General features: G+C 69.1%; 18 protein-coding genes and 5 pseudogenes. 5 read left to right on the top strand and 18 right to left on the bottom strand.

What is annotated here, in order from left to right; translation table 11 throughout:
* Window positions 1-161: 161 nt before the first annotated feature.
* Window positions 162-1364, bottom strand: a complete 1203-nt coding sequence (locus DY245_RS29550) for a PP2C family protein-serine/threonine phosphatase (protein WP_128510261.1) — start codon at window positions 1362-1364, stop codon at window positions 162-164.
* 655 nt (window positions 1365-2019) lie between these two features.
* Here DY245_RS29550 and DY245_RS29545 point away from each other — a divergent pair.
* Window positions 2020-2904, top strand: a complete 885-nt coding sequence (locus tag DY245_RS29545; RefSeq protein ID WP_244943338.1) for a Rieske (2Fe-2S) protein — start codon at window positions 2020-2022, stop codon at window positions 2902-2904.
* Between the two features lie 16 nt (window positions 2905-2920).
* On the opposite strand, the pseudogene DY245_RS46925 reads toward DY245_RS29545, so the two are convergent.
* The 7 genes and pseudogenes from DY245_RS46925 to DY245_RS45420 all read right to left on the bottom strand — a co-directional run.
* Window positions 2921-3197, bottom strand: a pseudogene (locus DY245_RS46925) (plasmid stabilization protein); the annotation flags it as partial.
* Window positions 3198-3415: 218 nt separating this feature from the next.
* Window positions 3416-3805, bottom strand: a complete 390-nt coding sequence (locus DY245_RS46920; protein ID WP_244943337.1) for a glycosyltransferase family 2 protein — start codon at window positions 3803-3805, stop codon at window positions 3416-3418.
* On the bottom strand, window positions 3787-4050 hold the full coding sequence (locus tag DY245_RS46915) for a hypothetical protein (RefSeq protein ID WP_244943336.1): 264 nt from the start codon (window positions 4048-4050) through the stop codon (window positions 3787-3789). The genes DY245_RS46920 and DY245_RS46915 overlap by 19 nt, the downstream gene beginning before the upstream one ends.
* Window positions 4051-4210: 160 nt before the next feature.
* Window positions 4211-4827, bottom strand: a pseudogene (locus DY245_RS29530) (SAM-dependent methyltransferase).
* Entirely contained in the window at window positions 4824-5003 is a 180-nt protein-coding gene (locus DY245_RS47970; RefSeq protein ID WP_342354224.1) for a hypothetical protein, read from the bottom strand. The pseudogene DY245_RS29530 and the gene DY245_RS47970 overlap by 4 nt, the downstream one beginning before the upstream one ends.
* A gap of 137 nt (window positions 5004-5140) precedes the next feature.
* Window positions 5141-5527: pseudogene (locus DY245_RS47965) on the bottom strand (PIG-L deacetylase family protein); the annotation flags it as partial.
* Window positions 5528-5668: 141 nt separating this feature from the next.
* Window positions 5669-5959 (bottom strand): hypothetical protein, encoded by a 291-nt coding sequence (locus DY245_RS45420; RefSeq protein WP_220377963.1) that lies wholly within the window; start codon window positions 5957-5959, stop codon window positions 5669-5671.
* A 158-nt stretch (window positions 5960-6117) separates the two neighbouring features.
* Between DY245_RS45420 and DY245_RS45415 the strand changes: the two genes are divergently transcribed.
* Window positions 6118-6423, top strand: a complete 306-nt coding sequence (locus DY245_RS45415; RefSeq protein WP_220377962.1) for a hypothetical protein — start codon at window positions 6118-6120, stop codon at window positions 6421-6423.
* Window positions 6424-6591: 168 nt separating this feature from the next.
* Here the strand turns inward: DY245_RS45415 and DY245_RS29515 are convergent, their stop codons facing one another.
* From DY245_RS29515 to DY245_RS48430, 3 genes are read right to left on the bottom strand one after another with little or no spacing between them, the layout of a single operon-like run.
* A complete protein-coding gene (locus DY245_RS29515; RefSeq protein ID WP_128510260.1) occupies window positions 6592-6765 on the bottom strand; it encodes a CsbD family protein in 174 nt (57 codons plus the stop codon).
* Between the two features lie 17 nt (window positions 6766-6782).
* Window positions 6783-6872, bottom strand: coding sequence for a hypothetical protein (locus tag DY245_RS48435; RefSeq protein ID WP_425329455.1), 90 nt, complete (start codon window positions 6870-6872; stop codon window positions 6783-6785).
* Window positions 6873-6892: 20 nt separating this feature from the next.
* Complete coding sequence (locus DY245_RS48430) at window positions 6893-6973, bottom strand: hypothetical protein (RefSeq protein ID WP_425329454.1); 81 nt, start codon at window positions 6971-6973, stop codon at window positions 6893-6895.
* Window positions 6974-7029: 56 nt separating this feature from the next.
* Between DY245_RS48430 and DY245_RS46910 the strand changes: the two genes are divergently transcribed.
* Entirely contained in the window at window positions 7030-7257 is a 228-nt protein-coding gene (locus DY245_RS46910) for a hypothetical protein (protein WP_244943354.1), read from the top strand.
* 111 nt (window positions 7258-7368) lie between these two features.
* Here the strand turns inward: DY245_RS46910 and DY245_RS46905 are convergent.
* From DY245_RS46905 to gvpO, 6 genes and pseudogenes are all read right to left on the bottom strand, one after another.
* A pseudogene (locus DY245_RS46905) lies at window positions 7369-7422 on the bottom strand (hypothetical protein); the annotation flags it as partial.
* Between the two features lie 134 nt (window positions 7423-7556).
* Window positions 7557-7682 carry a hypothetical protein gene (locus tag DY245_RS47630; protein WP_280525011.1) on the bottom strand — a complete coding sequence of 42 codons (126 nt, stop codon included), beginning with the start codon at window positions 7680-7682 and terminating at the stop codon, window positions 7557-7559.
* A gap of 3 nt (window positions 7683-7685) precedes the next feature.
* Window positions 7686-8077 (bottom strand): annotated as a pseudogene (locus tag DY245_RS45410) (gas vesicle protein); the annotation flags it as partial.
* 349 nt (window positions 8078-8426) lie between these two features.
* On the bottom strand, window positions 8427-9140 hold the full coding sequence (locus DY245_RS29490) for a GvpL/GvpF family gas vesicle protein (protein WP_128510258.1): 714 nt from the start codon (window positions 9138-9140) through the stop codon (window positions 8427-8429).
* Window positions 9141-9143: 3 nt separating this feature from the next.
* Window positions 9144-9602 carry a gas vesicle protein GvpJ gene (gene gvpJ, locus DY245_RS29485; RefSeq protein WP_128510257.1) on the bottom strand — a complete coding sequence of 153 codons (459 nt, stop codon included), beginning with the start codon at window positions 9600-9602 and terminating at the stop codon, window positions 9144-9146.
* 103 nt (window positions 9603-9705) lie between these two features.
* Window positions 9706-9849: a gas vesicle protein GvpO gene (gene gvpO, locus DY245_RS46895; protein ID WP_244943352.1), complete on the bottom strand. Its 144-nt coding sequence runs from the start codon at window positions 9847-9849 to the stop codon at window positions 9706-9708.
* A 527-nt stretch (window positions 9850-10376) separates the two neighbouring features.
* Between gvpO and DY245_RS29475 the strand changes: the two genes are divergently transcribed.
* Window positions 10377-11000, top strand: coding sequence for an AI-2E family transporter (locus tag DY245_RS29475; protein WP_128510256.1), 624 nt, complete (start codon window positions 10377-10379; stop codon window positions 10998-11000).
* Window positions 11001-11346: 346 nt separating this feature from the next.
* Here the strand turns inward: DY245_RS29475 and DY245_RS44005 are convergent, their stop codons facing one another.
* Complete coding sequence (locus DY245_RS44005; RefSeq protein WP_147318380.1) at window positions 11347-11502, bottom strand: DUF6131 family protein; 156 nt, start codon at window positions 11500-11502, stop codon at window positions 11347-11349.
* 481 nt (window positions 11503-11983) lie between these two features.
* Here DY245_RS44005 and DY245_RS47625 point away from each other — a divergent pair, with 481 nt between their 5' ends.
* Window positions 11984-12112, top strand: coding sequence for an LPFR motif small protein (locus DY245_RS47625; protein ID WP_280525009.1), 129 nt, complete (start codon window positions 11984-11986; stop codon window positions 12110-12112).
* Window positions 12113-12331 lie beyond the last annotated feature (219 nt).

The raw sequence follows: 12331 nt of genomic DNA, 5'->3' as shown, positions 1-12331 counted from the left end.
CTTCGACTTCCGCCTCCACCTCGACACCCCAGTCCTGCACTTGGAAGTCCGCGCTCCCACCGACGGGACCGGCCCCCTCATCGAGCTCTTCGGCCCGGCCCCCTGACACCGGGCCGCACGCCCTCTCCTTCGGCGGCAGGGACCGGGCCTGTTGCAGCTGATCAGCGCGATGGCGGTTCGGTCTGAGAGCGGTGCCGGAACCCGTCGGCGTGGAAGGTTCTCCTGTGGCGGCGGCCCGGGTGCGCGGGCAGCGTGCGGCGGATCGCGATCAGGGCGGCGTCGTCGGCGAGACGTCCGCCGACGTGGGCGAGGAGGTCGCGCCGAAGGTGGTGCAGGAGACTCTCAGGGCTGTGGTCGGTCCACTGAGCGGCCCGTTGGGTGAACGGATAGAAGGCACCGTGGGGGTCGCGGGCTTCGATGACGCCGTCGGTGTAGAGCAGGAGGGTGTCGCCGGGCTCGAAGGAGAACACGTCCAGCGTGTAGTCCTCCGGCCCGGTGGGGCCGACCCCCAGTGGGGGCGCGGGGTGGACGGGAACGGCGACGGCTTCGCCGGGGTGCAGCAGGAGTGGCGGAGGGTGGCCGCAGCTGGTCATTCGCGTGAGGGGATCGGCGTCGGGGATCTCCAGCAGCAAGGTGGTCACGAAGCGTTCTCCGGCCTCCTCCTCCGGCTCGAACTCGGGCAGGTAGTGGGTCACGCTCTGCTCCAGGCCGGCGGCCAGTTCGGGAAGGGTGGTGTGCTTGTGGGCGGCCTCGCGGAAGGCCCCGAGCAGGAGAGCGGCCTCCCCAATGGCGGCCAGGCCCTTGCCCCGCACATCACCGATCATCACGCGGGCCCCGCCGTCGATGCGGGTGGCCGCATACAGGTCCCCGCCGATCTGCGCCTCATCTTCCGCCGCCAAATACAGGCAGGCGACCTGCAGCGGGCCGAGCTGTTCGGGCAGTGGCCACAGCAGGACATGCTGGGCGGCCTCGGCGACCGTCCGCACCTGGTCCAGCTCCTTACGGCGGCGTTCGCGCACCACGCAGAAGCACACGATCAGACAGGACAGCACAGTCAGGGCGAGGATCTGCACCATCACGTTCCGGGAGAACAACACGCCGAAGTGCCACCCGATGAACGCCTGGGCCGCCACCGTCAGGCCCCCGATCACCCCGGTCAAGCGGGGACCGGCGAACGAGGCGGTGATCGCGGGCGCGATGACCAGCAGCGGACCGAGGTGGACATCGGCCGGAACCAGCAGGTCAACGACCGTGATCACCACGATGAGCACGAGCGGGACCGCCAGCAGCGCGTGGCTCGACTGCCATGGCTGCCGCAGGCCGGCAAAACGCTGCCGGGCGGCCACCCCTCCACCGTGCACCATTCGGGCGCGACTGACGACCGTGGTTTCAAGACCACCGACCGAGCCTCTGCTCGAGAAGAGCGTCCGCCTTGAGCACGAGCGCACGAACACGGCGTGCCCGTCCGCGTCCGTGCAGGCTGAGTCCCTCCCATGGCCTTCGGGGCCCGGCTGAGGGAAATCGCACCCTTGCGTGCCGCTTAGACCGCAGCCGCTGGCACCGCTGGCGCCACGAGCGGACCGGCGAGGTACGACGCGAGCTGTGCAGGAGGCGCCTCGCGTCTCTCGCAGCAGCCAGGTGGCGGGCGAGTGCCAGGAGGCTTTCACCAGGGCTCCGCGCGGCAACGCGGAAGGGCCTCGGCACAGACGGCCCGTGCTGGCCGCTGCTCCGCAGCGGCTCCACGGGCACCGGGGTTTGCTGGCTGCGCCCGCGCACTCGTCGTGGGCCGCCTTGTCTCAGTTCCGCCCGCGTGGGTGTTTCACGCGGACGCCGATCGGCGACATGCCCACGAAACCGGCATTTTCCAAAGGCATGACGAGAGCCTGCCCTCGGTCCCTCAGCCACCGGAGTGGAACGGAACCGGTAGCCGTTTGCGGGCTGGCCGCACATGGCAAATCGCACGTCGTGCGTCTTTCAGCGAGGTATACGAATTCCGCGGTCCGTGCTTCGAGAAGCACGGTGAAAGAAACCGCCGCCCGCGCCGAGGCCTCCTTCCTGACGTCCCTCGACGCGCTGAGCCGCCTGGAGAAGCTTGATGCGGTGATCAATCCGGCCCAGCGGGCGGTGCGCGGGCTACCCCTGGGGCGCTTGCGCGATGTGCTGCACGGCCTGCCGATCGGCCATCCGTTGCATCCCGTGCTGGTGCAGATTCCGATGGGCGCATGGCTGTCCGCCGCCGTGCTGGACGTCGTGCCCGGCGCAGGGCGCAATGCCCGCCTCCTGGTGGGTCTGGGCGTCCTTTCGGCCGCGCCGGCCGCGTTGGCCGGGTGGGTGGACTGGGCCGAGCAGCACGAGGATCAGATGCGTACCGGCCTGGTGCACGCGGCGTCGGTCGCAGCGGCTATCGGGCTGTATGCGGGATCCTGGGTACATCGCGGCCGCGGCCGTACGGCACTGGGCAAGGCGCTCGGGTTTGCGGGGCTGTGTGCGGCCGGCACCGGCGGGATGCTCGGCGGGCACCTCGCTTTCCGCCAGGCCGCAGGCGCCAACAAGGCCGAGCCCGTACCGCATCTGCTGGAAGAGGGCTGGCACCCGGTGGGCAGAGTCGAGGACTTCCCGGTCGGCGAGGCCGTGCGGCGAGAACTGGGCGAGGTGCCCCTGCTGGTGATCCGTGAGCCGGGCGGCCGCATTCATGTCCTCGCCGAGCGGTGCAGCCACCTGTCGGGGCCGTTGTCGGACGGCAAGATCGCCGACGGCTGTGTGGAGTGCCCCTGGCACGGCAGCATCTTCCGGCTGTCGGACGGCGCGAACATCCGTGGCCCGGCCACCGCCCCGCAGCCGTCCTTCCAGGTGAGGCTGGACGATGACGGCACCGTCCACGTACGGCTGCCCAGCGCCGGCTGAACTGCGCAACGACGTATCAGCGGCCAAGCGCGTGGCGAAGCTGCTGCTTGTGCATCGAGGAGCGTCCGTCGCTATTGCGCTTCTTCGCCTCCTCGTACAGCTGATCCTTCGTCGGCCCTTGGGCTCCGCTGTGTGCGCGTACGCCGCCGCGTTGCGAGACGGATTTCCTGTCGTGGGTGGAGACCTTGCTGGAGGTCTTCGACTCGCCGGAGCGCGCCCGCTCCCTGTTCAACGGTGCGCGAGGCAATCTCCTTCGCACGCTGTGTGGACTCGCCCCTTGCCTCGACGCTCTCCTCGACCTACAGCGCCCTCTCAGCCCTCGCACGCGCCCCTTCCCGGCCACGCCACCAGTACTTTCTGGGACTATCGGACCCCCTGATGGTGACGCACGTGGTGACCCAACTAAGGGCTCAGCCACATCGATCCGATCCTTCACATGATCTGCCGGACTGTACCCAGGCGTCGGGCGGCGCGACCAACGATTGCAGGGCGCGCCCCGCCGCAGAGTCGCTCAGGAGCTGATGTCTCTCTTCCGGCGCCTGGAGGCGTCGGTGGGCGGGGCGATCTCGATGGACAGTTGCCGGAGGAAGGTGCCGAACCCTTGCGGGGCCCGTGGGTCAAGGCGGCCTGAGGTGCGCACCGGGCACTCGTCGGTGCGCAGGATCCGGCAGGAGAGGCGTTCGAGGGCGGCGACCAGGGCGCGGTCCTCGCCGTGCGCCAGCGCCGGGAATCCGCCTGCCGCGAGGTAGGGGGCGGCAGCGACGCCCAGATTGGCACCGTGAATATGCGGATGACGCCAAAGGCGTGGCCCATACGGACGGCCTGCGAAGTAGCGGGCGTTGTGGCGGGCCACCGTGGCCACGAGGAGCACCGGGTGGTGCATCAGACGGACGGTGCCCACGATGCAGTCCCAGCCCTGACGGGCGTGGTGCAGGTGGTGCGCCAGCCAGTGGGCGGGACGAGTGAGTCGGCGTCGGTGGTCACGATCCAGATCCAGGCGCCGTGCGGGCCGAGCAGGTGCAGCGCGTGGGCGACGCCGGCGGCGCGGGCTGCTCCCACGTTGCGGCCGGGCAGTTCGATGACGGCCGCGCCCAGGTGTACGGCGATGTCGGGTGTGTCGTCCGTGCAGGCGTCGGCGGCGACCACCGTGACACCGGCACGTCTGCCAGGGCCGGGAGCCGGGCGGCCGTCTGCACGGCCTTGAGGGCGGCCGGCAGATCCCGTGCCTCGTTGTGGGCGGGGACGACGACCGCGAGGGCAGTGGGGGCAGCGGCGTGGGACGGGGCAGAGACGTGGGCGACGGCGTTCACACCAGCCCTTGTTGTGCTGCGAGAGTGGGCGCGGTGATGCCGTCGGGGTACCGCCGCCAAAGGTCTGCAGGGTGAAGTCGGGGTCCTGCACGTCGGTCAGCAGCCGTAGGCCGGGGAGGCCGACGAGCACGGGGGCGAGCTCGGAGCCGGTGCGGCGGTGTTCGGGGACGGGGTGGTTCCAGTGCACGGTGACGAGGGTGCCGCCCGGTTCGAGGCTATCGAGGGTACGGCCGAGGAGGTCGTGCAGGGCGGCATCGTCGAAGTAGTAGAGGAGTTCGGAGAGCACGATCAGGTCGAAGGCGCCGTCCGGCCACTCATCGGGGACGGTAAGCCTGCGTACCTCGACATGCGGCAGATCGCGGGTGCGCGCGGAGGTGGTGGCGACGGCCGAGGGGACGCGGTCGGCGGCGAGCAGCTGGTCGCAGCGGTCGGCGAGCAGGGCGGTGAGCACGCCGACGGAGCAGCCCGGTTCGAAGGCGGCGCGGTACCGCGGCCGGGGCAGTGCGGCGACGGTGAGCGCGTATTTGCACTGCTCGTACCAGCGGCCGGCGAGGTCCCAGGGGTCGGGCGCAGCGGCGTACAGGGCCTCGAAGTAGCCGGGCGGCGTGCTCATCGGAAGACCACCTCGAACGCCCGGGTGTGGTGGGCGAGTTCCTCCGGTGGCAGGATCGCGGCGTTCTCATCGCCGTCGCAGAGGGGCCGGGTCTGGCTGACGAACCGGTCGACGGCCGCGGCCTTGCGTGCCGCCGCGCCGGGGGGGGCAGTGCGAGACGTGCGGCGCGATGCCATGGGACGCGCGGGTCAGCGGGGCGCGCCCAGTGCCACATCCAGACGGGGTACATCCACAGCGGGACGCCCGAGGTGCGGCACGCGGCAGCAGCCGCACGGCCGGCGGCCTCGTGATCGCTGTGCAGATCCCCGGTCCAGGGTGCGACGCAGAGGGCCGCGTGCAGCGCATACAGCCGGGCGGCGATCTGGTTGCGCACCGCGTTCTCGTGCCCGTCCACCTGGGTGTCGGGGATCCGCAGGCGCTGCGGGCGTACGGCGGACAGCCCGAGTTCGCCCAGTGTGTCGCTGAGTTCGGCAACGCGGACCGCGGCGAGCCGGGCGGCGGTGGGGTGCGTACTGTGCGGGTGGGACCCCTCGCCGTCGGTGACCGACACGACGTGTACGTCGGTGCCGTTCGCGGCCAACGCGGCCAACGTGCCGCCGAAGCCCGGTACCTCGTCGTCGGGGCGGGCCGCGACGGCCACGACGGGTCCGCTGCGCGGGGTGGCCAGGGGCAGACGGTCGAGGGCGGGCCAGGACGCCATTCCGCTTCGGGGGTGCCGGGGGCGTCGATGGCGTCGGCGGCGGCCTGCCGGGCGCGGTTCACGGCTGTTCTCCGCGACCGGTGAGCAGATGTCCGAGTTCGGCGTGGTTGCGCTCGGTGTGGTGCTGGCGGACGTAGACGGTCAGATCTGCCACCGCCCTGGCATGTCCACCTCGCCCAGGTGCGCGGCGGCACGCGCGTCCAGCGGCCGTCGCCCGGCCCCGGCCACCAGGGCGCCGGCCACCGCCCGCGCCCCGCCCAGCCAACATGCCGCGACCCCGATGCCGCCGTGCTGAAAGCCGGGCCGCCGCACATAGCTCTCGATGTCGCCGACGGGGAGGGCGGGCACGTCGGCGAAGGTGACATCGGGGATGGCCCGGTCGTCCACGCGCGCGGCGAACAGGCGCCGCCCCTGGTCGCTGTCCGCCGTCACCAGCGCGTGGGTGCAGCTGTGCGCTCCGGAGCAGAACGGCTTGACGCCGCTGAGTCGCCAGGTGCGGCCGTCGCCGGTCGCGGTCAGTCCGGGGCCCGCGGGCTGGGCGGCTCAGACGCCCCACCGTTCGCCCGGTTTCGGCGGCGGTGGGCCAGTTCGTGGAGGATGGCGAGCGCATCGACGTGCCCTTCGGCCAGACGGGCCAGACAGAGGTCCTCACGACCGAGGTCGGCAAGGGCACGGAAGCGCTCACGGGTACGCCCCGCGCCCGGGAGCGGGAGGCGCAGGGCTCCGCTGTCGACCAGCGCGGTGAACCGCTGGGCGACCGTACGGCACAGTTCAGCGGGGCTCGGCGGGCCAGCCGTCCCACCGGGAAGGGCGCCCGCGCCTGCGGAGAATGTCGCATCAGCAATCACGTCAGCTCCTCACCGCACTGGTCCCGTCACATCAGCAGTCTGCTGTGACCCGCATACACCTCGCACTTCAGAGGAAGTCAGCCCGTGGCGGCGGAGAGTCGGCAGCGCGGCCGTGCCTGCTCCCGAGCGCAGGCGAATGAGCGCCCGGGTGCACGGCCGGTCGCTGCACGGAGCGCGGCGACCGGCCGGCGACTGTCAGTCGTTGAGCGTAGCCTTTCAGTGCCTGAACGTGTCCTTGCCCTTCTCCACGACCTGCTTCACTTTGCCCTTTGCCTTTTCGGCCTTACCTTTTCCCTCCAAGGTTTCGTTGCCCACAGCCTTCCCGGTCGTTTCCTTGGTCTTTCCCTCGGCTATTTCGCCGAGGTTCCTGGCCTTCTTTCCGATACCCATGTCGTGCCCCTTCAGGGTCATTCGGGTAGTGGCAGCAGAGTTCCGAGAGGACCGAGATCCACATTGAGATCTTGCATGGAAAGGTAATACCGAACGCAGAGTTCCATCATACGGCCGTGGAGACTTATCAGCGTTTTGCTCCGAGATGCTTCTCCTGTTCGTCTGTGAGATCTCCCGCGTCCACCCGCTGCCGTGCCTGGCGTTCCATGAGCCGTCGCAGCAGCGCGATCAGCCGTTCCGGCAGCGGCACTTCCGCCTCGGCCGGTGGTCCGCGGCGCGTTCGCCCTGCTGCGGCCGGTGCTGGACCCGGTCGACCGCTTGGACGCGGGCGGCGGCCTCAACGCGCCGGGCCGCTACCTCGGCGTCACGGTAGGCGCCCTCGCGGGCGTGGCGTTGCGCTCCGCGGTGGCTGAGGTAGGCCCGCCCGGGGCTCAGGCCCGGATCGGCGGACGGCTCCCCGGAGTTTTCATTCGCGCCGGGGCCTCGACGTAGATCTTGACGCCCCACTCCCCGTGAGCAGCCAGCGCGGCCCGCCGGTCGGCCGGCGAACGCCTCCCGGCGGGTATCGAGCATCCACCGCACCCGTTCGTCGTCGAGGTAGACCGTGGCCAAACGGAGCGGCAGGACGGTGGTACGGGCGGCCAGCGCCTCGGTCACCCTGTGATGGGCGCAGGCGACCGACTCCAGCTAAGGGCTGTCCCGTAATCCAGGTCCTCCAGATAGGCACGGAGCGCGTCCTCCTGGAAGTCCTGCTTGGGTGACGGGCTCACGGCGAGCACCCCATCGGCGTCCTACCCCGCACGCACCGGACGGACGGGCGCATCCGCCACCCCGGGCAGTACGGACACGGCGTCCACGAGGAGCGATCCATCGGCGTCCCACCCCACGACATAGGCACAGGTGATGACCTCGGTCATAACTCGTCCCGCTTTTCGCTGCGGGGGCTCGGCCCGCTTGGCGCGTGGGATGCGCCGGGTGGCGGCCGGGCGGCTCTCCTCCTCGACCTGGGGCAGCTCACCGCCCTCGCGCAGGGCCTCGATCTCGGCGCGCTGTTGTTCTCCTCGGCGAGTGAGCTATAACCGTCGAAGGCGCGGGACGACAGTGCGGGGTCGTGCTCCCACCAGTCGATGTCCATTTCCTCGGCCTTGTCCACCGACGCATTCAGCAGGCGCAGCTTGATGGTGAGCAGTTCGATGTCCAGAAGGTTGATCTGGATGTCGCCGGCGATGACGATGCCTTTGTCCAGGACCCGCTCCAAGGTGTCGGCGAGATTGGCCCATGAGCCCTGGCCTGACGAGGCAGCCCTGGACGGTCACGGCTGCTGCACTTCGATTCCCTGGTGACCCGGCGTCGGGGTGGGCGCGCGAGGCAGCACCCCTCTCGGTGTCCACCGTCGCAGTCAGGCGTCGATGCCCTGGCGATGGGCCCTGATTCTCGTCCAGCCGATCCAGCAGCTCGCCCTCACGCCGGTCGAAGGCTTCCGCATCGATCTCCCCCGCCGGGAGTTCGCTCCAGCTAGGCGAGTTCCCGATCGACGGGTCCGGTGTCGTAGTCCTCACCCTCCACGACATCGACCATGCGTTCGATCACCCACAGGCCACGCCACGCACCGACGCCAGCGGAAAGGTGGCCAGCTGAGGCAAGAGGCCCGTGACCTCTCCCTAGACGAAACTGTAGGCGGGCAGCGGGCCGCGCAGCCGCAGGTCGAAGTCGCTGCCCAGTTCGTCGGCGAGCTCCTTCTCCGCGGTGCGGAAGCCGTCTTCGTGGTCCCGGTCCACCAGGAAGGACACGCTCACGAAGTCATTGCCGGTCGGCCGCGAAGACACTTCCTCGCGGGCGAATCCGCGCAGCGCCTCGACGGCCGCGGCGGCGAGCCGGTCCTGGCGTGCCTGCACTTCCTGGGCGACCAATTCACCGAGGGCGAGCGGCAGTTCCGGGTTGGTTGAGCCGCTTCTGATCTGCTCGTTTAGCCCACGCGCCTCATCGGACTCCCGGAGGATCTGGCGCAGCATCGCGTCCTCGTCCTGTCCGGCCTTGAGGTGGTATTCGGCGCAGCCCTCCAGCGCCTGCAACCGTTCGGTGAATTCGTCCGCGCGCTCCTCCAGTACCGTGCGTACGGCGGCGTCGTCCGTGGCGGTGAAACCGAATTGCAGCGGCAGGATCGTGCCGTCGGCCATCAGCCGCTCCTGGACGGCCTGGTGTGCGGCGAGGTCCCGACGTTTGGGCCGTAGCTCCTCGGGGGCGTCGCTGACGACTGCGGACAGCTTGTCGGCGTACACCGCACGCAAGGTGGCTGGTGGATCCCCCACCCCGTCGAGGCCCGCCAGGCGCTGCGGATGGGCGGTCGCGACAATGGAGTAGACGTACACAGCCATGGCTCATTCCTTCCGCCGCCGGGCCGGGCGACGAGCCGGCCGCTCCCGCTTCTCCACGGGCTCCTTGCGCCGCTCCGCGGGTTCTTCGTCTTCCTCTTCGTCCTCGCCGCCGCCCTTGAGGGCGTCGGTCACCGCCTCCGCAGCTCCGCTCAGGGCTCCCTTGGTCTTGCCGTGCGAGCCGCCCTCGGTGACTTCGCCGACGAGGTCGGTGAGCTGGGAGGGCGCCTTGCGCCCCTCTTCCAGGTCGAGGCGGTTACACGCCTCGGCGAAGCGCAGGTACGTGTCGACGCTGGCCACGACGATACGGGCGTCGATCTTGAGGACTTCGATGCCGACCAAAGACACCCGTACGAAGATGTCGATAACCAGTCCGCGGTCCAGGATCAGATCGAGGATGTCGTAGAGGCTGCCTCCTCCGCCGCCACTGGCGACGGCTCCTCCGCCTTGCGGCACCACGGTCATGGTGCCTCCCTTCGTCGGCTCGCCCCTGCCTGTGCGGAGTGGCCGGGTCGCTTCACCGGGTCGCTTCACCTGGCGAACGGTGGTCTTAGGCATCGAGGGGCCCTCAGGCAGGCCGGTCGATCTGCCCTCGGGTGTAGCGACGGATTCGCTCGTAAGCCACCGCTCCGCCCTCCTTGTCCGGGGCCACGCGATAGGTCGCCATCACGCTGGTCGTCGACGGGACACGTTCCAGCTCCACAACTTCCACATCCGCCTGCCAGCCGCCCTCTATGGGCCTCACCACAGAGACGACTCGGGTACTCACCCCAGCAGGGCCTGGAGCTGCTCGGCCGCGTACCGCATGGCCCGCGGCGCCGAACGCGACGGGCGACGCGATTCGCCTCGATGCTCTTCTGGTCGCCGGTCCGAGCACTGCTGGCTGTCCTGGCGGTCCTTTTGGCGACCTTCTTGCCGGACGGACGCCGTATTCGCTCTGTCTCGTCCTCTTCACCTGCGGCCATGCTTTCTCTCCGTAATCGGAGACGACACACTGACCGCGTAACTCACACCATGCGCTCCTACATGATAAACGCCCCGAGCTTCGGGCCCCAGGCCGTTGGTATCGGCGGCTATAGGTGCGTTTCCCTGTCGCGTCGGTCAACGCGTGGACAGCGGCCGTAGTTGTCCAATGGTCGAATCAGCCTGGGCATGCTCGCCCGGAAGCAACGCTCCCGATGGCCAGGACGGCGAAATGACATCCGAGAGTTCTCAGGGTGGGCAGCCCTCCGATAGGAAATGGAGACGCGCAGGGCGACGCCGCGGCGGCCGCGGTCCTGGTTCGCCGCAGGCTTCAGCGCCACCCTCGGCGGTGCGCTCGCCTATTGGCTGGCACACGAGGCCCTGCGACTCAGCGAACTGATGGTCCTTCTACTCCTCTCCTTCTTCGTGGCCGTCTGCCTGGACCCGGTCGTGCGGTGGCTGGTACGCCACAGGCTGCCCCGCGGATGGGCGGTCACCGTGGTGCTGCTGGCGTTCATCGTCCTGCTGGCGGGATTCCTGGCACTGGTGATCCCACCGGTCACCGAAGAGGTCTCCGCATTCGCCCATGCCATGACCCGCTGGCTTCGGCAGCTCCACGACAACCACACCGCTCTGGGGAGGTTCGAAGCCCGATTCCACCTGGTCAGCAAGCTGCGTGAGCAGTTCACTTCCAGTTCCTCCTCGCGCGTGGTCGGAGGACTTCCAGGGGTGGGACAACTGCTGGTCAGCACCGTTACCGCGGGCCTGGTGGTTATGGTGGCAGGGCTGTACTGCCTGGCCGGCTGCCGCAGATCAAGAGATTCTGTCAACGAATCGTTCCTGTACCCGTGTTCCAGTCCCGCGCGTAGCGGTTCCGGGCAGCCGCCGGAAGTGGTCTGATATCCAGCGCGTCGTGGCGCTCCTCGCGCTCCCGCAGCTCACGCTCGGCCGCCAGACGGCCGTCTTTGGCCTCTACGATCCGCTCATACTCCGGTCCGACCCGGTCTTGCAGCCGGCGGCGGCGCGGCATCATCCACGCCACCACCGCGCACGCGATCAATACGACCACGACGGGCACGATGACTGCGATGAGGGTCCCAGTCGACATCGAGCCCTCCGCTCGCAGTTACTGGGCAACCTGGGCCGGCCTGAGGCCGGTTCCCAATGAGGTTGCTCCTTCTGCGGCCGTCGCATGGCACCTCGCTCCGCGTCGGCGGGACGGTCACCACCGAGCAGGCACGTGCTTCTACCAGTAGTGCCTTCGCCCGAAGACCGCGTGGCCCATCATGCCGAGAATCCAGAAGATCAGTCCGAGTACGACGAGGACCGCTCCGATGGTCCACAAAATGGCGATGCCGGCCACGAAACCTACAACGAGGAGAATGATCCCGAGAATGATCACAACCCCGCTCCCTTCTCGCACGAACGTTCCCTTCCACTGTGATCCCCTCCCATGGGAACGGCAAGCGTCGCAAGCCTCTGGCACCCTCGGGCGTGGCTGTGCGCTCATATCCGGCTGCGCAACTTTTTCACCGGCCGCCTTCTCTGGATCGCGGGATGGCTCGACTCGACGGCTTTGAGACCTGATCTGTGCAATCCACCTCGTCGGCCAAATCTGTGACTGTCCACCAGATTTGGCGACAACGCCATCGCTGCAGCTCAGCCGTCACTCTCTGAAAATTTCATATCCGCGTCCTTACCTTGTAGCGCTGTGGTTTCTCTTCCCGTCGGGCGTGCTGAACGGTGGCAGCTTTGCTGTGCGAGCCTCAGAATGAATTGAGGGAAGCATCCTTTTCGTTTGTGCAGCGTGCCGATGGGCGGCGTCACAGCCGCCGCACGGCGGCACCTCGCCCGACAGTCGGGCAAACCTTCGGAGGATCGCCATGCTCACGGCCATCGCAGACGTATTGAGGTCTATCGGCGGCGCCATCGCCACCGTCGTCACCCTCCCCTTCCGCGCCGTCGCCCGGCTTTTCGGCGGAGCCTCCGACAGCGCCCACGGCCGTCACTGACACCGACCGGCCCCGGCACGCCCTCAGACCTCGGGCGCGTGCCTCCCGGGGCGCTTCGCTGACATGTCAGATGACGCAAACGGATTTGGATGTGCCGCTCCCGGACAGTCACATGCAGTGCCGGTGCGGGCTGCCACGGCTCTCTCTGTGACATGACCAAAACAAGGCTCTGGCGGTGTTACGGCGCACGACGGCCTTCCGCCTACTCGTCACTTGACC

Origin of the sequence: Streptomyces inhibens (assembly GCF_003389455.1) — a bacterium.
GTDB lineage: Bacteria > Actinomycetota > Actinomycetes > Streptomycetales > Streptomycetaceae > Streptomyces > Streptomyces inhibens.
The sequence above is the reverse complement of the archived record's forward strand: the minus strand, read 5'-3'. Positions and strand labels throughout refer to the sequence as shown.